The sequence below is a fragment of the Rhizobium sp. BK181 genome (assembly GCF_014193305.1).
Taxonomy (GTDB): domain Bacteria; phylum Pseudomonadota; class Alphaproteobacteria; order Rhizobiales; family Rhizobiaceae; genus Rhizobium.
On the sequence record NZ_JACHZA010000013.1, the window covers coordinates 116,767 to 141,314 of the forward strand.

The following is a 24,548-nucleotide window of genomic DNA, read 5'->3' on the forward strand; positions in this document are numbered from 1 at the left end:
TTTTCAACTAGGAAAGCATGGGGGAGCTGATTTCCGATAGCCGGTCTGCTCAACGGAGTTCATCAGCACGCGATGACGGAAAAACTGCCCCGATTGCCAATAGCTACCCGTATCAGGAACAACTTCCTGGCGGGGCTCATCATTTGTGCGCCAATCGCAATCACGCTGTGGCTGACGTGGTCGATCGTACGATGGGCCGACAGTTGGGTGAAGCCCTATCTGCCTGCGCGCTATGATCCGGATAACTACCTGAACTTCGCCGTTCCCGGCTCCGGGCTGTTGATCGCGCTCGTCGCTATAACCCTGATTGGCTTCCTCGGCAAAAACCTGATCGGCCAAAGTATCGTTCAGTTCAGCGAATCGCTGGTGGTGCGCGTGCCACTGGTACGCAGCATCTATCAGAGCGTGAAGCAAATTTTTGAGACGGTGCTGAAGGACAAGACGAACTCGTTCAAAAAGGTCGGCCTCATCGAATATCCGAGCCCCGGCCTGTGGGCGCTCGTATTCGTCGCGACAGATGCCAAAGGCGAAATTGCCTCAAAATTCAAAGCCATGGGTCAGGACATGGTTTGCGTCTTTCTTCCGCCGACTCCGGTTCCCACGGCAGGATTTCTGATCTTCATCCCACGAGAGAAGATCGTTCCACTCGACATGTCGCCAGAGGACGCTGCAAAGCTCTTGATCTCTGGTGGCCTCGTCACGCCGGAAGAACTTGCCGCGCGCATGGCGAAACAAGAGCGAACGCGCAAGCCACTGCCGGCGCCGATCGAGATGTAACTTCTGCACCTGGCCGGCCGGCATCCGGGATCACGTCAGTTCGTTCGCCGTATCGCCGTGCATGGCGGTTGAAGGATGACATACGCAATGCTGATCAGACCCGCCACCACCGAAGACCGCTCCTCCATTTGGACTGTCATCGAACCGACAATTCGCGCTGGGCAGACCTACACACTCGACCGCGGCATGAGCGAGACCGATGCGCTTGCCTATTGGCTGGGGCCGGACAAAGAGACCTTCGTCGCCGAAGACGAAACGGGCGACATTCTCGGCACCTATTATCTCCGCGCCAACCAGGCGGGCGGTGGTGCACATGTCTGCAATTGCGGCTACATGACCGCCGCGGCTGCGACCGGCAAGGGCGTGGCGCGGCAGATGCACGAGCACTCACTCGTCCGAGCCCGCGAGCGTGGTTTCCGAGCGATGCAGTTCAATTTTGTCGTCAGCGCCAACGAACGCGCCGTTCGCCTCTGGCAATCGCTGGGCTTTGAGACGGTCGGCCGCTTGCCCGGCGCCTTCGAGCACCCGACAAAAGGCTACGTTGACGCTCTGGTAATGTTCCGGACGCTGTAGGGCGGCTTGAGCGCTGGGGGCGGTGGCTCGGCCTCATCCTGCATGCAGGAAGCGGATCGCCTCGTCGCGACGGAATAGGTAGAGCAGGGTACGTACGGCCTTGCCGCGCTTGCTGGTAAGTTCCGGATCGCGCTCGATCAAGTAGGCGGCATCCCGACGGGCGATTTCCAGCAGGTCGGCATGTGCCTCAAGGCTCGCGACGCGAAAGCCCGGGGTTCCCGACTGGCGCGTACCGAGCAACTCGCCTTCCCCGCGCAGCTTCAGGTCTTCCTCCGCGATGCGGAAGCCGTCTTCGGTTTCACGCATGATGGACAAGCGCGCATGACCTGTCTCGCCAAGCGGGCCCTTATAGAGCAGAATACAGGTCGAAGCCTCGTCGCCGCGACCCACACGACCGCGCAGCTGATGCAGTTGCGCCAAGCCGAAGCGCTCCGCATGCTCGATCACCATGATGGTCGCATCGGGGACATCGACGCCGACTTCCACGACGGTTGTTGCGACCAAGAGGCGGATTTCGCCGTTCTTGAACGCCATCATCGCGTTATCCTTTTCCGGGCCGCTCATGCGGCCATGGATCAGGCCGATACCCGGACCGAGCGACGAGACGAGCGTTGCGTGACGCTCCTCGACCGACATGAGATCGCTCTCCTCGGACTCCTCCACGAGCGGGCAAATCCAGTACGCCTTCTTGCCTTCCGCCAGGGCGCTTTTCAGACGTCCGACGATCTCGCCAGTGCGCTCGGTCGGGATTGTGATCGTCTGTATCGGTTTCCGACCGGCGGGCTTCTCTGTCAGCTTGGAGACGTCCATGTCGCCGAAGGCAGCGAGTACTAGCGTACGCGGAATAGGGGTGGCCGTCATGACGAGCATGTGCGGCGTGATCCCCTTCGCTGTCAGTCTGAGGCGCTGGTGGACGCCAAAGCGGTGCTGCTCGTCAACCACCGCCAGCATGAGGTTGCGGTAGTTGACGCTGTCCTGAAAGAGGGCGTGGGTGCCGATGATGATCTGCGCCTCGCCCGATGCGATCCTCTCCAGGATGTCTTCCCGTTCGCGACCCTTGGTGCGGCCGGTGAGAACCTCTATCCCGAGGCCTGCGGAAGCGGCAAACTTCGAGATTGTCGCGTGGTGTTGGCGGGCGAGAATTTCTGTCGGCGCCATGAGGACGGCTTGGCCGCCGCTTTCGATCACTGCGGCCATCGACATGAGAGCGACCAGCGTCTTGCCGGAACCGACGTCGCCTTGGAGCAGGCGCAACATGCGATCCTCGCCGACCATGTCCTTCAGGATGTCGGCAATCGCGGCGTTCTGGCTTGATGTCGGCGAGAACGGGAGAGCCTGCAGGATCTGGGCGCCGATATGGCCTGTCGGATGAACAGGCTGGCCAGCCACCTTGCGCAGCCGCTGGCGCACCAGGCTCAGGGACAACTGACCGGCCAGGAACTCGTCGTAGGCTAGGCGACGGCGGGCAGGTGCCTGCGGGTCCATATCCGAGGGATCGCGCGGTTCATGCAGCCCGTGAAAGGCATCTGCTATCGACGGCAGACCCTGCTTCTGGGCGAGAGCCAAATCGATCCATTCCGGCAGCTCCGGTGTGCGTGGTAGCGCAGCTTCAATGATCTTGCGCAGCGTCTTTGGCGAAAGACCCGCCGTGAGGGGATAGATCGGCTCGACCAGGGGCAGGTTTTCGGCTTCGCTGGCTTTCACGACATAATCCGGGTGAACCATGGAGGCGCGCCCATTGAACCAGTCGATCTTGCCGCTGACGATCACCTCCTCGTCGAGCGGCAATTGCTTTTCAAGCCATGCGGCCTGCCCGCGAAAGAAGACAAGCGTGAGCTCACCCGTCTCGTCGTGCAGGACGACGCGATAGGGAACGTTGCTCTTGCCGCGCGGCGGTGCCTGATGACGATCGACGCGCGCCGTGACGGTGACGATCGCGCCTTGCGGTGCGCGGGCGATCCCTGGCTGGTTTCTACGGTCGATCAGGGAGTGCGGCGCATGAAACAGCAGATCGACGACGCGTGTCTCATCAGGCGTCTCGCGCCCAAGCAGCTTGACCAGCAACTCGGCGATCTTGGGGCCGACGCCGGGCAAGGCGGAAACAGGCGAAAACAGCGGATCGAGAATGGCTGGGCGCATGGCGGCAAAATGCGATGAACAATGCGGCCTTGGCAAGGCTGACAAGCCGCTTTCGAGGGTCTATAGAGGCGCATCAACAGGAAGGTAAAGCCATGACGGGTGTGTCACTCTCGAGCGCCGATCTTGATCCGCGTCGCCGCCGAATCCTCTTTCGCTGCTGGCATCGCGGCATCCGCGAAATGGATCTGGTGTTCGGGCAGTTCGCCGAGAAGGAGATCTCCACCCTGTCGGAAGCCGAGCTCGACGAGTTCGAAACCATCATGGCCGAAGAGGACAACGATCTCGTGCGCTGGATTATGGGAACCTGGCCAGTGCCTGAGCGTTTCCAGACGCCGATGTTTGCGCGCCTTGCCGCCTACAAGCCCGATTTCGAATATCCAGCCGACGCCTTCGCCAGGAATGCCTAATGACCTCAGGTTTTGACGCAAGGAAGCTGTCAGCGATCGCCGAGCCGCTGACAATCGGCAATGTGCCGACAGGTATGGAAGCTCTGTTGCTGGCCGATCTGGCACGCGCCGGCGAACCGGTCGCCTACGTGCTCTCCGACGGCCAGCGGATGATAGACCTTGAGCAGATGCTCGGCTTCGTTGCCCCCGAGATCCCGGTGCTAACTCTGCCGGCCTGGGACTGTCTTCCCTATGACCGCGTTTCACCGAGCGCCGACACATCTGCACGCCGTCTCGCGGCGCTGGGCGGTTTGATCGCCCATCACAGGAAACCGCATGCGGCGATCGTGCTGGTGACCGTCAATGCGATGCTGCAGAAAGTTGCTCCTCAAGAGATTATCGAAAGCCTTGCCTTCTCGGCCCGTCCCGGAAACACCGTGCGGATGGACGATATTGCCGGGCGCCTAGAACGCAACGGCTTCGATCGCGTCGCAACCGTTCGCGAGGTCGGCGAATATGCGGTGCGCGGCGGCATTCTTGACGTCTTCGTGCCGGGTTCCGAGGAACCTGTTCGCCTCGATTTCTTCGGCGATACGCTCGAAAGCATCCGCAGCTTCGATCCGGCAAGCCAGCGCACAACTGGGCAGATCCGCTCGCTCGACCTCAACCCGATGAGCGAAGTCACGCTGACGCCCGATACGATCAGCCGTTTCCGGAAAAACTACCTTTCTTCGTTCGGCGCGGCGACGCGCGACGATGCGCTGTATCTCGCCATATCGGAGGGGAGACGCTACCCCGGCATGGAGCATTGGCTGCCGCTTTTCTACGAGAAGCTGGAGACGGTGTTCGACTATCTCAGAGGCTTCCGGATGGTCACCGATCATACTGTGCGCCAAGCCGCTGAAGAACGCTCCAAACTCGTCTTCGACTACTATGACGCGCGCCTGAATTCCGGACAGCCCGCCAAGGGGCAGATGGCGCAAGGAACGCCCTATAAGCCGGTGACGCCCGGCCAGCTCTATTTAGACGGAAAGACTTTCGCCAACACGCTCGACGCGTACAACGCGATGCGCATTTCACCCTTTAACGAGCATGAGGGAGAGGCGCGTCGCGTGATCAATCTCGACGCTCGCCAAGGCGAGCGCTGGGCGCGTTCGAACGCCGAGGGTGGGGGGAATGCTGAGCGCATCAATGTGTTCGACGCGGTTGTGAAGCACATTGCCGACAAGCGCTCCTCCGGTGCGAAGGTGCTGATCACCGCCTGGACGGAAGGCTCGCTGGAACGTCTGCTGCAGGTTCTGAACGAACACGGGCTCGAGCGCGTGAAGCCGGTCGGCGCGCTGAAGGAGATCGACGGCCTTGCCAAGGGCGAGGCGGCGGCTGGCGTGCTCAGTCTCGAATCCGGATTTGAAGTCGGCAATCTGGTCGTCATCGGCGAACAGGACATTCTCGGCGACCGCATGGTGCGACGCTCGAAGCGACGCAAGCGTGCCGCCGATTTCATCTCCGAGGTTGCCGGTCTTGACGAGGGCTCGGTCGTCGTCCACGCGCAGCATGGTATCGGCCGATTTGTCGGCCTGCGAACCATCGAAGCTGCGGGAGCTCCGCACGCCTGCCTCGAGCTACAATATGCAGACGAGGCGAAGCTGTTCCTGCCGGTCGAGAACATCGATCTCCTGTCGCGCTATGGGGGCGAGGGGACGGAAGCCCAGCTCGACAAGCTCGGCGGCGGCGCATGGCAGATGCGCAAGGCCAAACTCAAGAAGCGGCTGCTTGATATGGCGGATGCACTCATCCGCATTGCTGCCGAGCGCCTGACCCGCCATGCGCCCGTGCTAACGACGCCGGAAGGGCTTTACGACGAGTTTGCCGCTCGCTTCCCTTACGACGAGACGGAGGATCAGGATAATGCCATCGAGGCTGTGCGCTCCGACCTTGGAGCCGGTCGGCCGATGGATCGCCTCGTTTGCGGCGACGTCGGTTTCGGCAAGACTGAGGTGGCGCTTCGTGCTGCCTTCGTTGCGGCGATGAACGGCATACAGGTTGCCGTCGTCGTGCCGACCACATTGCTAGCGCGCCAGCACTTCAAGACCTTCGCCGAGCGGTTCCGAGGCCTGCCGGTTCGCATCCAGCAAGCCTCGCGCCTCGTCGGCTCGAAGGAGCTGGCGTTGACGAAGAAGGAAGTAGCAGAGGGCAAGACGGATATCGTCGTCGGCACCCATGCGCTTCTTGGTGCCGGGATCAAGTTTGCCAATCTCGGGCTGCTGATCATCGACGAAGAGCAGCATTTCGGCGTCAAGCACAAGGAACGCTTGAAGGAACTGAAAAGCGATGTCCATGTGCTGACGCTCTCGGCGACACCGATCCCGCGCACGCTGCAGCTCGCGATGACCGGGGTGCGCGAGCTGTCGCTGATCACGACGCCGCCGGTCGACCGCATGGCGGTTCGCACCTTCATTTCGCCCTTCGATTCGCTTGTCATCCGCGAAACGTTGATGCGCGAGCATTATCGTGGCGGCCAGAGCTTCTATGTCTGCCCGCGTCTCGCAGATTTGGAGGACGTACATGCCTTCCTGCGCTCGGATGTGCCGGAATTGAAGGTCGCCGTTGCGCACGGCCAGATGCCGGCGGGCGAGCTTGAGGACATCATGAACGCCTTCTACGAGGGCCGCTATGACGTGCTGTTGTCGACGACGATCGTGGAATCGGGTCTCGACGTGCCAACGGCCAATACGCTGATCGTGCACCGCGCCGACATGTTCGGCCTGGCGCAGCTCTACCAGCTGCGTGGTCGCGTCGGACGTTCGAAGGTGCGCGCTTTTGCGCTCTTCACGCTGCCGGTCAACAAGGTGCTGACGGCGACGGCGGAACGGCGCCTCAAGGTGCTGCAGTCGCTCGACACGCTCGGCGCCGGCTTCCAGCTTGCCAGCCACGATCTCGACATTCGCGGCGCAGGAAACCTGCTCGGCGAAGAGCAGTCCGGCCATATCAAGGAAGTCGGTTTCGAACTCTACCAGCAGATGCTGGAAGAGGCCGTCGCGGAAGTAAAGGGCGTCGATGAGATCCAGGACACCGGCTGGTCGCCGCAGATCTCGGTCGGTACCTCAGTCATGATCCCCGACGGTTACGTGCCAGATCTGCATCTGCGCATGGCACTCTATCGCCGCCTCGGCGAGATCACGGAACTGAAGGAAATCGATGCCTTCGGCGCAGAAATGATCGATCGCTTCGGCCCCATGCCAATCGAGGTCCAGCACCTTCTAAAGATCGTGTATGTGAAATCGCTCTGCCGGGTCGCCAACGTGGAGAAGCTGGATGCAGGTCCCAAGGGGGTGGTCATCCAGTTCCGCAATAAGGAGTTTCCGAATCCAGCGAACCTGGTTGGCTACATCGCCAAGCAGGGGACCATGGCAAAGATTCGGCCGGACCAGAGCGTCTTCCTTACGCGCGACCTGCCGACGCCGGAAAAGCGGCTGCAGGGCGCAGCCGTTATCATGACGCAGCTTGCGGAAATGGCGAAGGGGTAAGGGCTCAGTTCATGCCGGCGCGCGCTTCCGCCTTCGCCTTGGCGATGTCGCGGAGCGCGCCTGCCAGAACGTCCGGCGTCTGAGCCCCGCTGACGGCATATTGCTGGTCGAAGATAAAGAACGGCACACCGTTCACGCCCATCTTCTGCGCCGCCTCGATCTCTTCGACCACCAGGACCGTATCGGCATCGGAGGCGAGCAGCGACGCAGTGACCGTGCGGTCGAGGCCCGCCTTCTCGGCAACGTCGAGCAGCACGGCATGATCGCCGACATTGCGGCCTTCCTCGAAGTTCGCCTTGAACAGGCCGTTGACGACCTTGTCCGCCTTGTCGCGGTCCTCAACCATTGCCCAATGGATCAGGCGATGGGCATCCAGCGTATTCGGGCCGATCTTGATCGCCTCGAAATCGAAGTTGATGCCGACGTCGCGACCAAGTTCGCTAAGCATCTTGTGCCCCTCAGCGACACGCTTGGCGCCACCAAGCTTCTGCTCCAATGCCTTCTTCTGGTCGACGCCTTCCTTGGGATAGTCGGGGTTTAGGCGGTAGGGGCGCCAGTTGATGTCCACGCCGATCTCGTCCTGAACTTCGGCGATGGCAAGCTCGAGCCGCGCCTTGCCGAGATAGCACCACGGGCAGACGACGTCGGAGACAACGTCGATGGTAATGCGTTCCATGGGCTTTTCCTTTTCCTTCCTGAAATCGAAACCTTCCCGCCATCTAGGCCCTGTGACGGGCGACTTCAACCAGGCAGGAAAAAGGAACCTGCTATTGGACGCTCTGATCCCACCACGCCGGCAACTGATAGCCATAGAGCGGCACGGTATCGGGGTGGCCGATCCGTTTGCTACGCGCAACCCATTGCTTATCAACATGATAGAGCGGCAGGACATAGTGCCCCGACAACAGCATTCGATCGTGCGAGCGCACTGCAGCTGTAAAGTCCTCCGCCGAACGGGCGGTGAGGATATGCTGGATCAGCGTATCAACGTCAGGGTCGGCAACGCCAGCAAAGTTGTCAGTGCCATCCCGTTCCTTGGCAGCGGAAGACCAACGTCCCAGCTGTTCGATGCCGGGAGACAGGGATGAGGTGTACGACTTCACGATCACGTCGTAGTCGAAACTGCTGGTGCGGCTCTGATACTGCGAATCGTCCACCGTGCGGATCGTCGCAGCAATACCGAGCAGTTGCAGCGAACGCTGATAGGAAACCGCGAGCTTCTCTTGGTCGGTGTTCTGCGTCATGATCTCGAAGGCAAGCGGACGTCCGTCGGCATCACTCATCTTGCCATTCTTGATCGTGTAACCTGCTTCCTTGAGGAGCGCGGCTGCCTGCTTCAGGACATTGCGATCGCGCCCCGAACCATCCGTAACCGGAAGCTTATAGGTGCCGTCAAGAATCGCTGGATCGATTCGATCCTTGATCGGGCCGAGAAGCTTCAGTTCGCGTTCATCAGCCGGCACGCCGAAGCTCGACAACTCGGAGTTCTGCCAGAAGCTCTGGGTGCGGATATAGGCGTTCGAGAAGAGGTTCTTGTTCGCCCATTCGAAATCGAAGATCAGCGACAGCCCCTCGCGAAGCTTCGCGTTGGCAAACACCGGCCGCCGCGTATTGAAGACGAAGCCGAACATGCCGCTCGGCAGCTTCGGTTCGAACGTGTCCTTGACGACGTTGCCCGAGGTGACCGCGGGGAAATTATACGCGCTTGCCCAATGGCCGGGACTGCCGTCGGGATAGATGTCGACGTCACCCTTCTTGAAGGACTCAAAGAGCGTCGTGTCCTGCAGGAAATACTGGACCGAAATCTGATCGTAATTGTCGAGGCCGACCTTAGCCGGAATATCCTTGCCCCAATAATTGGGATCGCGCTCGAAGGTGATGCTTTCGCCGGGCTTCAGCGCCTTGATCCTGTAGGGGCCGGACCCGATAGGCGGCGTGAGCGACGAACGATCAAATGTCTCTGGATCGATGGCATGCTTCGGCAGGATCGGCGTTGACCCGGCCAGGATCAGCGGGAATTCGCGATCGGCCTTATCATTAAAGGTGAAGCGAACACTGTGATCGCCGACCTTCTCCATCTTCTCGACGGCATTCAACCGCGTGCTGAAGGGGACGCGGCCCTTGTCCTTGAGCAGATTGAGCGTGAAAATCACATCATCGGGTGTCACCGGCTGACCGTCAGACCATTTGGCGGCCGGGTTGAGATTGAACTGGATGAAGGTCCGGTCTTCATCCCATTCAACGGATTCCGCCAGCAGCCCGTAGAGCGTGAAGGGCTCATCGCGCGAGCGCAGCATCAGCGTTTCGAAGACAAGGTTTCCGTATTCCGGATCCCAGATGCCGCGCGCCGTCGTGCGCATGCTTTTCAGGATGAACGGATTGAGGCTATCGAAGGTGCCGACGACGCCATAACTGATCTTCCCGCCCTTCTTCACATCGGGATTAACGCAAGGAAGATTCTTGAAATCGGCGGGTAGGGCCGGCTCGCCATGCATCGCGATGCCATGCACGGGCTCTGCGAGAGCTGCGCTGCCAACCAAGGTGAAAATGACGGGGAGAACGATCCGGAGCATCGTTGAGGTCCTTTCCGGGAACGGCACGATTCGGCGCAAGACTATCACGCGGCCGCGGCAATTCACCATGCGCGCCGAATTCTTTCGGATCACTCCGAAAAGGCCAAAGAAATACTGGATATCTAGCCCGACGCGATGTAACAGGGGAACCCGAAGTCGGGGGTCATGCATTTGCCTCATTGTTTTAAGAGGTGGAGTGCGAACAACCCTGTTGGTGAGGATGGCACGTTGTCGTCCCTAAGGGATTTCAGGAGACGGAATTCGTTATGATGTTCAAGGCTGAAAACAAAACGCGGGCAGCCCTGTCCGTTCTGGCAGTGATGCTTGGTGCTGCAGCGGCTCCGGTATCGTCCTACGCGCAGGAAGCAGCAGCACCCGCCGATGCGCCTGCCACGGCTGCCGGCGCTCCGCGTCTCGGCTGGTACAAAACCTGCAGCAAGCAGGAAGACAATGATGTCTGCGTCGTCCAGAACGTCGTTCTCGCAGGCGGCGGCCAGCTCGTTACGGGCGTCGGCCTCATCAGCGTCTCCGGCAAGATCAACAACAAGAGCCTTCAGGTTTCGGTTCCCCCGGCACGTCTGATCCCGCCAGGTGTGGCGATGCAGATCGACGGCGGCAAGGCACAGAAGATCGACTACCTGATGTGCATGCCCGACCGTTGCGTCGCCCAGATCCCGCTGACCGACGCCATGGTCGCCAGCCTGAAGAAGGGCACCGATCTGGTTCTGACCTCGATCAACTTCCGTCGTGCGCCGAACCCGATCAAGATCTCGCTCGAAGGCTTCACCGGCGCATTCGATGGCGAAGCGGTTTCCGCCTCCAAGCTCGCCGAAAGCCAGAAGAGCCTGCAGGACAGCATGCAGAAGAAGGCTGACGAAGCGCGCAAGAAGCTCGAAGAAGCCCAGAAGGCTGCCAAGGCTCAGTAATCTGGGCCCATCGGAATTGTCGAAGAACCCGGCCTCGCGCCGGGTTTTTGTTGCCCAATCCAGACAAAGAAAAACCCCGCGGCGAGCGGGGTTTTGAATTATGGCAGTGAACGTTAGTGGGCGAAGCTCATCTTGGGTTTGAACTGCCCCGTCGGTGCCATATCGAAAATCTGATAGACCTGTTCGTTGCGGAGCGGGACGCCGCTCTCGTCGTTCACCAGGTTCTGCTCGGATACGTAGGCAACGTATTCGTTTTCATCATTCTCTGCCAGCAGGTGATAGAAGGGTTGATCCTTGCTGGGGCGCACTTCGGCGGGAATGGAGTTCCACCATTCTTCCGTGTTCGCGAATTCCGGATCGACATCGAAGATGACGCCGCGAAACGGAAATACCTTGTGCCGAACCACTTCGCCGATACTGAACTTAGCTACTCTTTCTTTCATGGTACGACTTCCTTTCATCACCTGATTTGGTGATTGGCCCCACTCAAATCAAGATTTGTGCGGGATCTCGTCACATGAGTGTCACATACGCCATTTGACGACCATGACATCGGTCGGTGAAGCCCCGGCGGGAGCCGGGGCCTCGGTTTTCAGATCAAGCCGAATAGTACATGTCGTATTCGACTGGGTGCGGGGTCATGTCGTAGCGCATGACTTCCGTCATCTTCAGCTCGATGAAGCTGTCGATCTGGTCGTCGTCGAAGACGCCGCCAGCGGTCAGGAACTTGCGGTCCTTGTCTAGGCTTTCCAGCGCTTCGCGCAGCGAGCCGCAGACAGTCGGGATCTTCTTCAGTTCCTTCGGCGGCAGATCGTAGAGATCCTTGTCCATGGCCTTGCCAGGATGGATCTTGTTCTTGATGCCATCGAGGCCAGCCATCAGCATCGCTGCAAAGGCGAGGTACGGGTTCGCCATCGGATCCGGGAACCGGACTTCGACGCGCTTTGCCTTCGGGTTGCTGCCGAACGGAATGCGGCATGAAGCCGATCGGTTGCGCGCCGAATAGGCGAGCAGAACCGGTGCTTCATAGCCCGGGACGAGACGCTTGTAGGAGTTCGTCGACGGGTTGGTGAAGGCATTCAGCGCCTTGGCATGCTTGATGATGCCGCCGATGAAGTAGAGGCAGGATTCGGAAAGACCTGCATACTCGTCGCCGGCGAAGCCTGGCTTGCCGCCCTTCCAGATCGAAAGGTGTACGTGCATGCCCGAACCGTTGTCGCCGAAGATCGGCTTCGGCATGAAGGTTGCCGTCTTGCCGTACGCATTGGCGACTTGGTGCACGACGTACTTGTAGATCTGCATCTTGTCGGCGTTGCGAACGAGCGTGTCGAACTTGATGCCGAGCTCGTGCTGAGCAGCAGCCACTTCGTGGTGGTGCTTCTCGACGACAACGCCCATTTCCGACAGAACCGTCAGCATTTCGGAACGCATGTCCTGGCAGCTGTCGATCGGCGGAACCGGGAAGTAGCCGCCCTTGACGCGTGGACGGTGACCGAGGTTGCCGGTCTCGTATTCGGTGTCGTCGTTGGACGGCAGTTCCGTGGAGTCCAGCTTGAAGCCAGTATTGTAAGGGTCGGCCTTGTAGCGAACGTCGTCGAAGACGAAGAATTCAGCTTCCGGGCCGACGAAGACCGTGTCGCCGATACCCGATGCCTTCAGGTAAGCTTCAGCCTTCTTGGCGGTGCCGCGCGGATCGCGGTTATAGGCCTCGCCGGAGACGGGATCGAGGATATCGCAGAGGATGACCATGGTGGACTGCGCGAAGAACGGGTCCATGTGGACCGTTTCCGGGTCGGGCATCAGCACCATGTCGGATTCGTTAATGGCCTTCCAGCCAGCGATCGAGGAACCGTCGAACATGACGCCATCGGCAAACATGTCTTCGTCGACACAGACGACGTCCATCGTGACGTGCTGCAGCTTGCCCTTGGGATCGGTGAAGCGCAGATCGACGAACTTGACGTCGTTTTCCTTGATTTGCTTAAGAATTTCGCTTGCGGTCGCCATTAAATAGTTCCTTTATTTGAGATGACGATACTTTGGCTCGCCGGAAAGGCGATAAAGATTAGATTGCGTCGATACCGGTCTCGCCGGTGCGAATGCGGATGACTTCTTCCACATTTGACACGAAAATCTTGCCGTCGCCGATGCGTCCGGTTTGTGCGGCCTTGCGGATGGCGTCAATGACGGCTTCCGCATTCTCGTCCGCGAGAACGACTTCCACCTTCACCTTCGGCAGAAAGTCGACGACATATTCTGCACCACGGTAGAGTTCCGTATGGCCTTTCTGGCGACCGAAGCCCTTCGCTTCCGTGACTGTGATGCCCTGCAGGCCAACTTCCTGAAGGGCTTCCTTCACTTCGTCGAGCTTGAAGGGCTTGATGATCGCTTCGATCTTTTTCATGAGAAAATGACTCTCCGCTTCTCCCGTTAATGGCAGGCTCAGACCTGCTGCCGTGATGATGCAGTTATCGTGCCAGTTGGGAAGCTGATTTTTCGAAAAACGAGCCTCGTTGCTCGTAAAAGTCCGCAATCTCGGGGATTTTCATCGATTTTCGGCCAAGAATTTTCCAGAATCGATCCACCAGACGCAATTTCGGGCCGTTTTTCGTAACATTCGCCCGCACTAGTGGTCCGCACAAATGCGCGGCAATTGTATATATTTTATGCATTTGATTATTTTATGAGCTCACCGCCAATCAATCAGCCGGTTGTTATTTAGGCGATTTCTGTTTGAATGCGGCGATGATCGATGAAATCTCCGAGTTACTCCTTACTCCAGAAGAAATGACGGCAGTCGATGCGGCGGCAACCGGATCCGGGATCGACAGCTATGCGCTCATGGAGCGCGCAGGAGCAGCAATTGCCGCCACTTTGTTGCGTCATTTTCCCACCGCCCTTCGCGCCGTCGTCCTTTGCGGGCCTGGCAATAACGGCGGCGATGGCTATGTCGCAGCGCGCCACCTGGCAGAGAGCGGCGTTGCCGTTGAGATTTTCCAGTTGGGGGAGCCAGCGAGGCTCAAAGGAGATGCCGCTCGGGCAAGGGATAGCGTCCCGACCGTGGTTTGGCCACTTGAATCCTATCAGCCGCGGAGCGGCGATGTGGTGGTCGACGCCATCTTTGGCGCTGGCCTTGCACGTGATGTTCCGGCCGACGTTAGAGACGCAATCGAACGGGTGAGTGGAGCAGGTGTGCCGGTCATTGCCGTCGATCTGCCATCTGGCGTTGATGGTCGCAGCGGATCGGTCCGGCGCGCTGCATTTGCCGCCAGCAGAACCGTCACCTTCATGACGCGAAAGCCCGGGCATCTCCTGATGCCGGGGCGCAAACTCTGCGGTGAACTCGAAGTCTTTGATATCGGCATACCCGGTCGCATCATCCGCGCAGAGAAGAAACAGCAGATCGCCGAGAATCGACCCGAACGTTGGCATGAGGTTTTGCCTTCTGCCGGACTGGAGACACACAAATACAAGCGAGGTCACTTAGTCGTCTTCTCCGGCGAAGCGAGCAAGACAGGCGCCGCGCGGATGTCTGCTATGGCAGGGCTGAAGGCGGGGGCAGGGCTGGTGACAATCGCCGCGCCGGACGATGCGATCGACGAGAATGCAGCACATCTGACCGCGATCATGCTGCATCCGATCGAGGACGAGGCGGCACTCCGCGATTGGCTGCATGACGCGCGGCTGCAGACCTTCGTTCTCGGGCCGGGTTTCGGCGTAGGCGAGAAGGCACGTCGGTTCGTCGCCGCGTTGTCCGAGAGGCATCTGGTGCTGGATGCCGACGGGCTCTCCTCGTTCAAAAGTGCCCCTGACGAGCTGTTTTCAAAGTTTTCCGGCAAGCCGCGTCTAGTGCTTACGCCACACGAGGGCGAGTTCGGTAGACTGTTTCCCGATATCGCCGCCGACACCGCCATGGGAAAAGTCGAAAAGGCGCGAGCAGCAGCGACACGGGCAAACGCCGCAATCGTCTACAAAGGCGCTGACACCGTCATCGCCTCACCCGACGGCAGAGCATACATCAACACCAACGCACCCGTTTGGCTCGCGACCGCCGGCTCCGGTGATGTTCTGGCCGGGATCATCGGAGCGCTCATGGCTCAAGGCGTTCCCGCTTTCGAGGCCGCCGCTGCGGGCGTCTACATGCATGGAGAGGCCGGCATGCGGGCGGGCAAAGGGCTGACGGCGGAAGACCTGGCGACGCAGGTTCGTCCGCTCTGACGACAGGCCTATCGCGACACCGCTTCCTGTAATGCCATTGCTCCAAAGGGCGCATTGACTTTGCCTTCGTGGATCATGAAGGCGAAGACATCCCGCGGCTCGGTCGCAACCTTGCGCTCGCCATCAATCAGAGGCAGATCGCCCGGTACCTTGCCATCCGCCCAGGTTTCGAGGCGCGTGGCCCAAGCTTTCAAATCACTCGGCGCGTAGCAGGTTTTGATCTCATCGGAACCCTGCTGCAGGCGCGCATAGACAAAGTCGGCCGTAACATCCGCTATCATCGGGTAGTCGAAATGCTCGGCGATAACTGGTGCGACGGCATATTTCTCCAGCAGCGCCACGAACTCGGGAACCTTGAAGGAATCGTGCCGGACCTCGACGACGTGCCTCAGGGGAAGCCCGTCCTGCTCTGCCGGCAGCAGCTTGAGAAAGCCTTCGAAATCATCCGGATCGAACTTCTTCGTCGGTGCGAACTGCCAGAGGATTGGTCCAAGGTGCGGACCAAGCTCCGTTAAACCTTGCGTCAGAAAACGCTCCATCGACTCGCCAGCCTCCGCCAGCACGCGACGATTGGTGACAAAACGGCTGGCCTTGAGCGAAAAGATAAAGCCGTCAGGCACATCCGCAGCCCATTTGGCGAAGGTTTCCGGCTTCTGCGAGCTGTAATAGGTGCCGTTGATCTCGATGACCCTCAGCTGGCGGCTTGCGTAGTGCAGCTCGTCCTTCTGCTTCAGATCCCCAGGGTAGAAGTGGTCCCGCCATGCCTCGAAGGTCCAGCCGCCGATGCCGACGCGAACATTGCCGGATTTCGTCATTCCTTCCTCCTCTGATTATATCTGTGCGTCGACATGCTTTGCCATGTCGACGATCACCCATCCTGGCCTATGCGGATTTTCGCGGCGACCCGTTTCCTGAAAGCCAAATGCTCGATAGAGCGCAATATTCCGTTCCATGCGCGCATTCGTGTAGAGACGCACTTCCGGAAGCTGCCATTCCCGCGCGATCGCTTCCACCCATCTCAGAATGGCAAGACCGTGACCGCCGCCCTGAAATTTCGGCGAGACGGCGACGCTGAAGAGCATCACATGGTCCGGGTGCCGCTCAATGACGGCCAGACCGGCAAGCCCGCCGAGTACCTCCCGCAGCCAGACCTCACCGCGTTCAATGCGCGGCGCGTAGTCCTCGGTGACGGGGATCGGCGGGCGCCCAAGAAGACGCGTATATGGAGCATAGGCTTCGGCGGTCAGCGCTTCGACCGCCTGCAGATCATCGAGCGACGCCGCTCTCAGCATCACTCAGCTGCCACTACGGCTTTTCGAGCAGGTCGCCGTTCAAGCAACTCCTTCAGGAATTGCCCGGTATAGGACCGCTTCTCCTTGACGATCGCTTCAGGCGTGCCGACGGCGACGATTTCGCCGCCACCATCGCCGCCTTCCGGACCGAAATCGAGAATCCAGTCCGCGGTCTTGATCACCTCGAGATTGTGCTCGATCACAACGACCGAATTACCCTGATTGACCAGCTCCTGCAGCATCTCCAGGAGCTTGGCGACATCGTGGAAATGCAGGCCAGTCGTCGGCTCGTCCAAGATATAGAGGGTACGGCCGGTCGACCGCTTCGACAGCTCCTTGGCCAGCTTGACACGCTGCGCCTCGCCGCCGGACAGCGTATTGGCCTGCTGCCCGACCTTGATGTACCCAAGGCCAACATCCTTCAACGCCTGCAGCTTGTCACGCACGGCTGGAACAGCCGCGAAGAAGTCGACGCCTTCCTCGACAGTCATATCCAGCACGTCGGCAATCGACTTGTGCTTGAACGTGACGTCGAGCGTTTCCCTGTTGTAGCGCTTGCCATGACAGACATCGCAGGTGACGTAGACATCAGGCAGGAAGTGCATCTCGATCTTGATGACGCCGTCGCCCTGGCAGGCTTCGCAGCGTCCGCCCTTGACGTTGAACGAGAAGCGTCCCGGCTGATAGCCGCGCGCCTTCGCTTCCGGCAGACCGGCAAACCAGTCGCGGATCGGGGTGAACGCGCCCGTATAGGTCGCGGGGTTGGAGCGCGGCGTGCGGCCGATCGGCGACTGATCGATGTCGATGACCTTGTCGATGTGCTCGAAACCGTCGATGCGGTCATGATCGGCGGGAATTTCACGCGCGCCCATGACGCGCCGCGCGGCAGATTTATACAGCGTCTCGATCAGGAACGTGGACTTGCCGCCCCCCGATACGCCGGTAACGGCCGTAAAGACGCCGAGAGGGATGGAGGCGGTGACATTCTTCAGATTGTTGCCGCGGGCACCGACGACCTTGATCTCCTTGCCCTTCTTGGGCTTGCGCCGTTCGTCTGGAACCGGAACGCCGAGTTCACCGGACAGATATTTGCCGGTCAGCGACTTCGGGTTCGCCATGATCTCTTGCGGCGTACCGTGGGCGATCACCTGGCCACCATGGATGCCGGCCGCCGGACCGATGTCGACGACATCGTCGGCGGTCAAGATCGCGTCCTCGTCATGCTCGACCACGATCACGGTATTGCCGATATCACGAAGGTGCTTCAGCGTATCGAGCAATCGAGCGTTGTCGCGCTGATGCAGGCCGATCGACGGCTCGTCGAGGACATACAAGACGCCGGTCAGGCCGGAACCGATCTGCGACGCCAGCCGGATGCGCTGGCTCTCGCCACCGGACAAGGTTCCGGAGTTTCGCGACAGGCTGAGATAGTCCAGGCCGACGTCATTGAGGAAGCGCAGGCGGTCGCGGATCTCCTTCAGGATGCGAACGGCAATCTCATTCTGCTTGGCGCTCAGCGACTGCGGCAGAACTTCGAACCAGTCTCGGGCGACGCGGATCGACATGTCGGTCACCTGGCCGATATGCAGCGCGTTGATCTTGACAGCAAGTGCCTCCGGCTTCAGGCGATAGCCGCCGCAAGACGGGCAGGGGGCGGCCGACATATAACGCTCGATTTCCTCGCGCGCCCAGGCGGAATCCGTCTCCTTCCAGCGGCGCTCGAGATTGGTGATGATGCCCTCGAAATTCTTATGCGTGGTATAAGACCGCGCACCATCGGCATAGTGGAACTCGATCTTCTCGTCGGTGCCATTCAGGATGACGTCCTTGACCATATCGGACAGATCGTTCCACCGCGCACCGAGCTTGAAGCCGTAGTGTTTACCGAGGGCCTCCAGCGTCTGGTTGTAATAGGGCGATGTCGACTTCGCCCACGGCGCAATGGCGCCATCGCGTAGCGTGCGCTCAGGCTCGGGCACAATCAGATTGGCGTCGATCTTCTGCTGTGCGCCAAGACCGTCGCAGGTCGGGCAGGCGCCGGCTGGATTGTTGAAGGAAAAAAGCCGCGGCTCGATCTCGGGAATGGTGAAGCCCGACACCGGACAGGCGAATTTTTCCGAGAAGAGGACTCGCTCGTGCGTTTCGTTGAGCGACTTGTTGGCAGACCCGCCGGCGGCGGTTTCTTCCAGCGGCAACGGCTTGTCGGCGAACTCCGCAACGGCCAAGCCGTCGGCAAGCCTTAGCGAGGTCTCGAAGCTGTCTGCGAGGCGCGATGCCATATCGGGGCGGACGACAATGCGGTCGACCACGATATCGATATCGTGCTTGTACTTCTTATCCAGGGCTGGGACGTCCGCGATCTCGTAGAACTGGCCATCGACCTTCACGCGCTGGAAGCCCTTCTTCATCAGGTCCGCCAGCTCTTTCTTGTACTCGCCCTTACGCCCGCGCACGAGCGGCGCGAGGATGTAGAGACGCGTGCCTTCCCCGAACTCCAGCACGCGGTCGACCATCTGGCTGACCGTCTGGCTCTCGATCGGTAGCCCGGTTGCAGGCGAATACGGTATGCCGACGCGCGCAAAGAGCAGACGCATGTAGTCGTAGATCTCGGTTACCGTACCGACCGTCGAGCGCGGATTGCGCGAGGTCGTCTTCTGCTCGATCGAAATCGCCGGCGACAGGCCGTCGATTTGATCGACGTCGGGCTTCTGCATCATTTCGAGGAACTGGCGCGCATAGGCCGACAGGCTTTCGACATAGCGCCTCTGGCCTTCCGCATAGATCGTATCGAAGGCAAGCGACGACTTTCCGGATCCCGAAAGACCGGTCATGACGATCAGTTTGTTTCGCGGCAGATCGAGATCGATGCCCTTCAAATTGTGCTCGCGCGCGCCGCGGATGGAAATCGTCTTCAGTTCGCTCATCGTCTTCTGCTTCTGTGCTGGAACCAGCCCCTTATTTAGTGATGCCGGCTGGCGAGTCGAGGCTCAATGTCCGTCTGCTGCAAGGTTTTCGATTCGGTTGACAGGATCATAGGGATAAACTAGAACAAATAAAGAACAAAATTCTCTGTGGATGAACCGGCTATGGGCGCCCATCGCCGGCGCCCTATGGTTTAAGGTGCACCGATTGTTTCAAGCGCCGCCGGGCAGGGCGGCAGGTAAGGTGAAAGTATGGCTGGCAGCGTAAACAAGGTAATTCTGATCGGGAACGTGGGCGCTGACCCCGAAATCCGGCGGACCCAGGATGGCCGGCCGATCGCCAATCTTCGCATCGCGACGTCCGAGACCTGGCGCGACCGCAACTCTGGCGAACGCCGCGAGAAGACGGAATGGCATACTGTCGTGGTCTTCAACGAGGGCCTCTGCAAGGTCGTCGAGCAGTATGTAAAGAAAGGCGCCAAGCTCTATATCGAGGGTGCGCTGCAGACCCGCAAGTGGCAGGACCAGAATGGCCAGGACCGCTATTCTACGGAAGTCGTTTTACAGGGCTTCGGCTCGACGCTGACGATGCTCGACGGTCGCGGCGAGGGCGGAGGCGCAAGCTCCGGCTTTGGCGGCGGTCGCGGCAGCAATGCCGGCGGTGGCGATTTCGGTGGCGGCGGTGGCTACGGCGACGATTACGGCGCGCCCTCGCAATCGTCCGGTCGCAGCAGCGGCGGTAGCGGCGGAAACTTCTCGCGCGATCTCGACGACGATATCCCGTTCTGATCGAAGCCGTCATCGACGGCATCTATGACGGCGCGCCGAGAGGTGCGCCGAACGCGTTTTGGCTCGAGGCTTGGCGCAGCCGGCTCTTTCTCACAGGCCCAAGACTTCAGCCGGACCGGGCCCATCTCGGCAGCGCCCGGTCACCATTCCATCGCGATACCTCAGTCGAATAGGCGGACGCGATGCATTTCAGTCGATCATTCTAGTCAAAGTGACGGCGCCTCACTCTCCGAAAGGATAGGCACGGCTGGGTTCTCAAATCTCCAGACCCGCGCGATATTCGTAGGATGAGAGAAGCGAACTCCCAATTTCGGTCAATGACGGCCAGTGCTGCGAGAACGATGGTCGCGGACGACCTTCTTGAATTGGGGTTGGATCTCGACCGCCTGAGCGAAAACCACTTGCGGACGCTGTGGGGCGAATTCAAGTCTCTCCGCGCAGAGGAGCCGCACATCAGATCTGTCGCAATCCGGATTTTCGTCTGGTACGTGGTTGAGAGCAAACTGTTCAACTCCGCCGCGATGCGCAGGTCTGGCGCCATCGGCAGATCAATCGCCACGATGAGGGCATGGGCCGAAACCGATCCGGCACTGACCTCGGTCGTGCTTCGCGAAGCCGAGGCAGTAAAGTTATTCCTTTATCAAATATTCGAACGGGCCGATGCGCCTCGGCAAACGATCCTGGAAGCACAAAAGCGCCTACTCCAGGCCTAGCCCGCGGGCATTGTGACCAAGGTGGACTTCAGGCCATCAACCACGAATTGCGTTGCCAGCGCGGCCAGGATGACGCCGAGAAGGCGCGTCAGAATTGCGCGCCCCGTAACACCCAGGAAACGATCGACTCTTTCAGCGACAAGCAAGGAGAAAAAGAGCAGTAGCAGGTTCGATGCAAGGACGATGATCAATTGCGCGCGCTCGATGGAGCTGTGCATTGACCCGGCAATCAGGATGGTCGCGGAAATCGCGCCGGGACCGGCGATTAGCGGAATCGCCAACGGAAAAACCGAAATATTATGGATATGATCGATGGTGATTGCGGCCGTGCTCGTCTTCTCCTTGCGGTCCTGCCGCTTCTCGAAAACCATTTCAAACGCAATCCAGAACAAGAGAAGGCCACCGGCGATGCGAAAGGCGCCGATCGAGATGCCGAGGACCCCGAGTACACTCGCGCCGAACAGCGCGAAGATGGCAAGGATGACAAGGGCGATGATCGAGCCGCGCAGCGCCACCTGCTTTCGCTGGCTACGGCTCATACCGGTGGTTAGGCCGAGGAAGATTGGCGCGAGGCCAGGCGGATCGATGGTGACAAGCAGCGTCGTGAAGGCGTTGATCAGTTGGTCGGCGCTTGCCATTGTCCCTCCATGAGCCCATATAAACGCTCGGTTTTGGACGATTGTGATGCGGAGAAATCAATTTGGCAAATGGCGCTCTTCGAATGGCGTAAATAGTTGCCATTGAGGCCAAAATTGCCCTCATAAGACCGCAAAAGACTGTTCAAAACCCTTGCCAAAATTGGCGCAGGAACAGCCTTTCCGCTATAAATCTTCAAGTGATTCTAGAAGAGATCGTGATCCGTTTTGACTGAGCAAACACCCCCCGGCGGCGGGAAGCTCCCGCCAGGCATCGAGCCCATCTCCATCATGGAGGAAATGCAGCGGTCGTATCTCGATTACGCGATGAGCGTTATCGTCAGCCGCGCCTTGCCTGATGTGCGCGACGGCCTCAAGCCTGTGCACCGCCGCATCCTCTACGGCATGTCCGAGCTCGGCATCGACTGGAACAAGAAATACGTCAAGTGCGCCCGCGTGACCGGGGATGTGATGGGTAAATACCATCCCCATGGCAACTCGGCGATTTACGACGCGCTGGCGCGAATGGCCCAGGACTGGTCTCTTCGCCTGCCGTTGATCGACGGCCAGGGCAACTTCGGCTCCGTCGACGGCGATCCGCCAGCGGCAGAGCGTTACACCGAATGCCGTCTGGAGAAGGCCGCGCATTCGTTGCTCGACGATCTCGACAAGGAGACAGTCGATTTCCGCGACAACTATGACGGCACGCTGTCGGAGCCCGTCGTCGTTCCCGCGAAATTCCCGAACCTCTTGGTCAATGGGGCGGGTGGTATCGCCGTTGGCATGGCGACCAACATTCCGCCACACAATCTTGGCGAAGTCATCGACGGCTGTATCGCACTGATCGACAATCCGGCCATCGAACTTCCGGATATCATGCAGATCATTCCTGGCCCGGATTTTCCGACAGGCGCCAAGATCCTTGGCCGCGCCGGCATTCGTTCGGCTTACGAGACCGGCCGCGGTTCGGTGATCATGCGCGGCGTTGCAACGATCGAGCCGATGCGCGGCGATCGCGAGCAGATCATCATCACCGAGATCCCGTATCAGGTGAACAAGTCGACGATGATCGAGAAGATGGCCGAACTGGTGCGCGACAAGCGCATCGAGGGTATCTCCGACCTTCGCGACGAGTCCGACCGCCAGGGCTACCGCGTCGTCGTCGAGCTGAAGCGCGACGCGAATGCCGACGTGATCCTGAACCAGCTTTACCGCTATACCCCGCTGCAGACATCCTTCGGCTGCAACATGGTGGCGCTAAACGGCGGCAAGCCGGAACAGTTGCAGCTGCTCGACATGCTGCGCGCCTTCGTTTTCTTCCGCGAGGAAGTCGTTAGCCGGAGAACGAAATTTCTCTTGCGCAAAGCGCGCGAGCGGGCGCACGTCTTGGTCGGCCTCGCAATTGCCGTCGCCAATATCGATGAAATCATCCGCACGATCAGGCAGGCGCCGGATCCGCAGACCGCACGCGAAGAACTGATGACCCGCCGTTGGCCGGCATCCGACGTCGAGAGCCTGATCCGACTGATCGATGATCCGCGTCACCGTATCAACGAGGATATGACGTACAACCTCTCAGAAGAGCAGGCGCGTGCCATCCTCGAATTGCGCCTGGCGCGCCTGACAGCTCTTGGCCGCGACGAAATTGGAGACGAACTCAATAAGATAGGCGAAGAAATTAAGGATTATCTTGAGATCCTTTCGTCGCGCGTCCGGATCCAGACAATCGTCAAGGAAGAGCTTGCTGCGGTTCGCGACGAATTCGGCACGCCGCGCCGCACCGAAATCATGGACGGCGGGCTTGAGATGGACGATGAGGATCTCATCGCCCGCGAAGACATGGTCGTGACCGTCTCGCATCTCGGCTATATCAAGCGCGTGCCGCTGACGACCTATCGCGCTCAGCGCCGCGGCGGCAAGGGTCGCTCCGGCATGACCACGCGAGACGAGGATTTCGTTAGCCAGCTATTCGTTCTCAACACACATACGCCGGTTCTGTTCTTCTCATCGCGCGGTATCGTCTACAAGGAGAAGGTCTATCGCCTGCCGATCGGCACGCCGACATCCCGTGGCAAGGCGCTCATCAATATGTTGCCACTAGAGCCCGGCGAACGCATCACCACCATCCTGCCGTTGCCGGAGGACGAGGAGAGCTGGGACACGCTCGACGTGATGTTCTCGACGACGCGCGGCACGGTTCGCCGCAACAAGCTTTCCGACTTCGTCCAGGTCAATCGCAACGGTAAGATCGCGATGAAGCTGGAAGAAGAGGGCGACGAAATCCTCTCGGTCGAGACCTGCACCGAGCATGATGACGTGCTTCTGACCACGGCGCTTGGCCAGTGCATCCGCTTCCCGGTCGATGACGTCCGCGTCTTCGCCGGCCGCAACTCCATCGGTGTCCGCGGTATCAACCTTGGCGACAGCGATCGGATCATCTCGATGACGATTGTCGGCCATGTCGATGCAGAGCCCTGGGAACGCGCGGCCTATCTCAAGCGTGCAGCAAGCGAGCGGCGCCTGACGACAGGTGACGCTGAGGAAATCTCGCTCGTCGGCGAGGAGGTGACCGAAGAGGGACAACTGAGCGACGAACGCTACGAGGAACTGAAGGCACGCGAACAATTCGTGCTCACGGTTTCCGAAAAGGGCTTCGGCAAGCGCTCCTCTTCTTACGACTTCCGGATTTCTGGCCGCGGTGGCAAGGGTATTCGGGCTACCGATACGTCGAAGACCGCGGAGATCGGCGAGTTGGTGGCGGCCTTCCCGGTTAACGAGGGCGACCAGATTATGCTGGTTTCCGATGGCGGGCAGCTCATCCGCGTCCCCGTGGGCGGCATCCGCATCGCCAGCCGCGCGACGAAGGGCGTGACTATCTTCTCGACGGCTAAGGACGAAAAGGTGGTATCCGTCGAGCGCATCAGCGAGCCCGAGGAAGAAGAGTCAGAAGACGTTACCGAGAATGGCGACGACATTGGGCCCGCCGCCGAGAGCGCGCCTGACGCGGACGCTTGATGCACTGAAATGGCGACTTTGAAAACCGGGCAAGCTGCCCGGTTTTCTTTTGCGCGACGGCAGG

The 24,548-nt window shown here is 59.8% G+C and carries 19 protein-coding genes; 9 read left to right on the forward strand and 10 right to left on the reverse strand.

The features are described 5' to 3' along the window. Positions 1–72 precede the first annotated feature (72 nt). Together FHT77_RS23625 and FHT77_RS23630 are read left to right on the forward strand one after the other, a co-directional pair. On the forward strand, positions 73–777 hold the full coding sequence (locus FHT77_RS23625; RefSeq protein ID WP_183757264.1) for a DUF502 domain-containing protein: 705 nt from the start codon (positions 73–75) through the stop codon (positions 775–777). An 87-nt stretch (positions 778–864) separates the two neighbouring features. Next, a complete protein-coding gene (locus tag FHT77_RS23630; protein WP_183757265.1) occupies positions 865–1,350 on the forward strand; it encodes a GNAT family N-acetyltransferase in 486 nt (161 codons plus the stop codon). 33 nt (positions 1,351–1,383) lie between these two features. Here FHT77_RS23630 and recG read toward each other — a convergent pair whose 3' ends face one another. Beyond that, entirely contained in the window at positions 1,384–3,489 is a 2,106-nt protein-coding gene (recG, locus tag FHT77_RS23635) for an ATP-dependent DNA helicase RecG (protein ID WP_183757266.1), read from the reverse strand. Positions 3,490–3,581: 92 nt separating this feature from the next. Between recG and FHT77_RS23640 the strand changes: the two genes are divergently transcribed. Together FHT77_RS23640 and mfd are read left to right on the forward strand one after the other, a co-directional pair. Beyond that, positions 3,582–3,896, forward strand: a complete 315-nt coding sequence (locus FHT77_RS23640) for a succinate dehydrogenase assembly factor 2 (RefSeq protein ID WP_183757267.1) — start codon at positions 3,582–3,584, stop codon at positions 3,894–3,896. Further along, complete coding sequence (gene mfd, locus FHT77_RS23645) at positions 3,896–7,402, forward strand: transcription-repair coupling factor (RefSeq protein WP_183757268.1); 3,507 nt, start codon at positions 3,896–3,898, stop codon at positions 7,400–7,402. The genes FHT77_RS23640 and mfd overlap by 1 nt, the downstream gene beginning before the upstream one ends. 4 nt (positions 7,403–7,406) lie before the next feature. On the opposite strand, the gene FHT77_RS23650 is transcribed toward mfd, so the two are convergent. Both FHT77_RS23650 and FHT77_RS23655 read right to left on the reverse strand, forming a co-directional pair. Then, on the reverse strand, positions 7,407–8,078 hold the full coding sequence (locus FHT77_RS23650; RefSeq protein WP_183757269.1) for a DsbA family oxidoreductase: 672 nt from the start codon (positions 8,076–8,078) through the stop codon (positions 7,407–7,409). Positions 8,079–8,169: 91 nt separating this feature from the next. Further along, the gene (locus FHT77_RS23655; protein ID WP_183757270.1) at positions 8,170–9,975 is read right to left on the reverse strand and encodes an extracellular solute-binding protein; all 1,806 of its coding nucleotides are present in this window, start codon (positions 9,973–9,975) and stop codon (positions 8,170–8,172) included. Between the two features lie 266 nt (positions 9,976–10,241). On the opposite strand from FHT77_RS23655, the gene FHT77_RS23660 reads away from it, so the two are divergent. Further along, a complete protein-coding gene (locus FHT77_RS23660; RefSeq protein ID WP_183757271.1) occupies positions 10,242–10,901 on the forward strand; it encodes an invasion associated locus B family protein in 660 nt (219 codons plus the stop codon). A gap of 113 nt (positions 10,902–11,014) precedes the next feature. Here the strand turns inward: FHT77_RS23660 and hspQ are convergent, their stop codons facing one another. The 3 genes from hspQ to FHT77_RS23675 form a co-directional block, all read right to left on the reverse strand. Then, the gene (gene hspQ, locus FHT77_RS23665; protein WP_016553964.1) at positions 11,015–11,344 is read right to left on the reverse strand and encodes a heat shock protein HspQ; all 330 of its coding nucleotides are present in this window, start codon (positions 11,342–11,344) and stop codon (positions 11,015–11,017) included. Positions 11,345–11,498: 154 nt separating this feature from the next. Then, the gene (glnA, locus tag FHT77_RS23670) at positions 11,499–12,908 is read right to left on the reverse strand and encodes a type I glutamate--ammonia ligase (protein WP_016553963.1); all 1,410 of its coding nucleotides are present in this window, start codon (positions 12,906–12,908) and stop codon (positions 11,499–11,501) included. A gap of 58 nt (positions 12,909–12,966) precedes the next feature. Next, positions 12,967–13,305 (reverse strand): P-II family nitrogen regulator, encoded by a 339-nt coding sequence (locus FHT77_RS23675; protein ID WP_003539626.1) that lies wholly within the window; start codon positions 13,303–13,305, stop codon positions 12,967–12,969. Positions 13,306–13,646: 341 nt separating this feature from the next. On the opposite strand from FHT77_RS23675, the gene FHT77_RS23680 reads away from it, so the two are divergent. Continuing rightward, positions 13,647–15,119, forward strand: coding sequence for an NAD(P)H-hydrate dehydratase (locus FHT77_RS23680; RefSeq protein WP_183757272.1), 1,473 nt, complete (start codon positions 13,647–13,649; stop codon positions 15,117–15,119). A gap of 8 nt (positions 15,120–15,127) precedes the next feature. Here the strand turns inward: FHT77_RS23680 and FHT77_RS23685 are convergent, their stop codons facing one another. Genes FHT77_RS23685 through uvrA form a run of 3 tightly spaced genes read right to left on the reverse strand, consistent with a single transcriptional unit; the run spans position 15,128 to position 19,335 of the window. Then, positions 15,128–15,934, reverse strand: a complete 807-nt coding sequence (locus FHT77_RS23685) for a DUF72 domain-containing protein (protein ID WP_183757273.1) — start codon at positions 15,932–15,934, stop codon at positions 15,128–15,130. A gap of 15 nt (positions 15,935–15,949) precedes the next feature. Beyond that, positions 15,950–16,414 carry a GNAT family N-acetyltransferase gene (locus FHT77_RS23690; RefSeq protein WP_183757274.1) on the reverse strand — a complete coding sequence of 155 codons (465 nt, stop codon included), beginning with the start codon at positions 16,412–16,414 and terminating at the stop codon, positions 15,950–15,952. After that, positions 16,411–19,335 (reverse strand): excinuclease ABC subunit UvrA, encoded by a 2,925-nt coding sequence (uvrA, locus tag FHT77_RS23695; RefSeq protein ID WP_183757275.1) that lies wholly within the window; start codon positions 19,333–19,335, stop codon positions 16,411–16,413. Before uvrA ends, FHT77_RS23690 begins: the two co-directional genes overlap by 4 nt. A gap of 249 nt (positions 19,336–19,584) precedes the next feature. On the opposite strand from uvrA, the gene FHT77_RS23700 reads away from it, so the two are divergent. Beyond that, positions 19,585–20,121: a single-stranded DNA-binding protein gene (locus FHT77_RS23700; protein WP_183757276.1), complete on the forward strand. Its 537-nt coding sequence runs from the start codon at positions 19,585–19,587 to the stop codon at positions 20,119–20,121. 317 nt (positions 20,122–20,438) lie between these two features. Next, positions 20,439–20,834 carry a hypothetical protein gene (locus tag FHT77_RS23705; RefSeq protein WP_183757277.1) on the forward strand — a complete coding sequence of 132 codons (396 nt, stop codon included), beginning with the start codon at positions 20,439–20,441 and terminating at the stop codon, positions 20,832–20,834. On the opposite strand, the gene FHT77_RS23710 is transcribed toward FHT77_RS23705, so the two are convergent. Continuing rightward, on the reverse strand, positions 20,831–21,472 hold the full coding sequence (locus FHT77_RS23710) for a MarC family protein (RefSeq protein ID WP_183757278.1): 642 nt from the start codon (positions 21,470–21,472) through the stop codon (positions 20,831–20,833). The two genes, FHT77_RS23705 and FHT77_RS23710, sit on opposite strands and share 4 nt — an antisense overlap. A 225-nt stretch (positions 21,473–21,697) precedes the next feature. Here FHT77_RS23710 and gyrA point away from each other — a divergent pair, with 225 nt between their 5' ends. After that, positions 21,698–24,484 carry a DNA gyrase subunit A gene (gene gyrA, locus FHT77_RS23715; RefSeq protein ID WP_183757279.1) on the forward strand — a complete coding sequence of 929 codons (2,787 nt, stop codon included), beginning with the start codon at positions 21,698–21,700 and terminating at the stop codon, positions 24,482–24,484. The last annotated feature ends 64 nt before the right edge of the window (positions 24,485–24,548 follow it).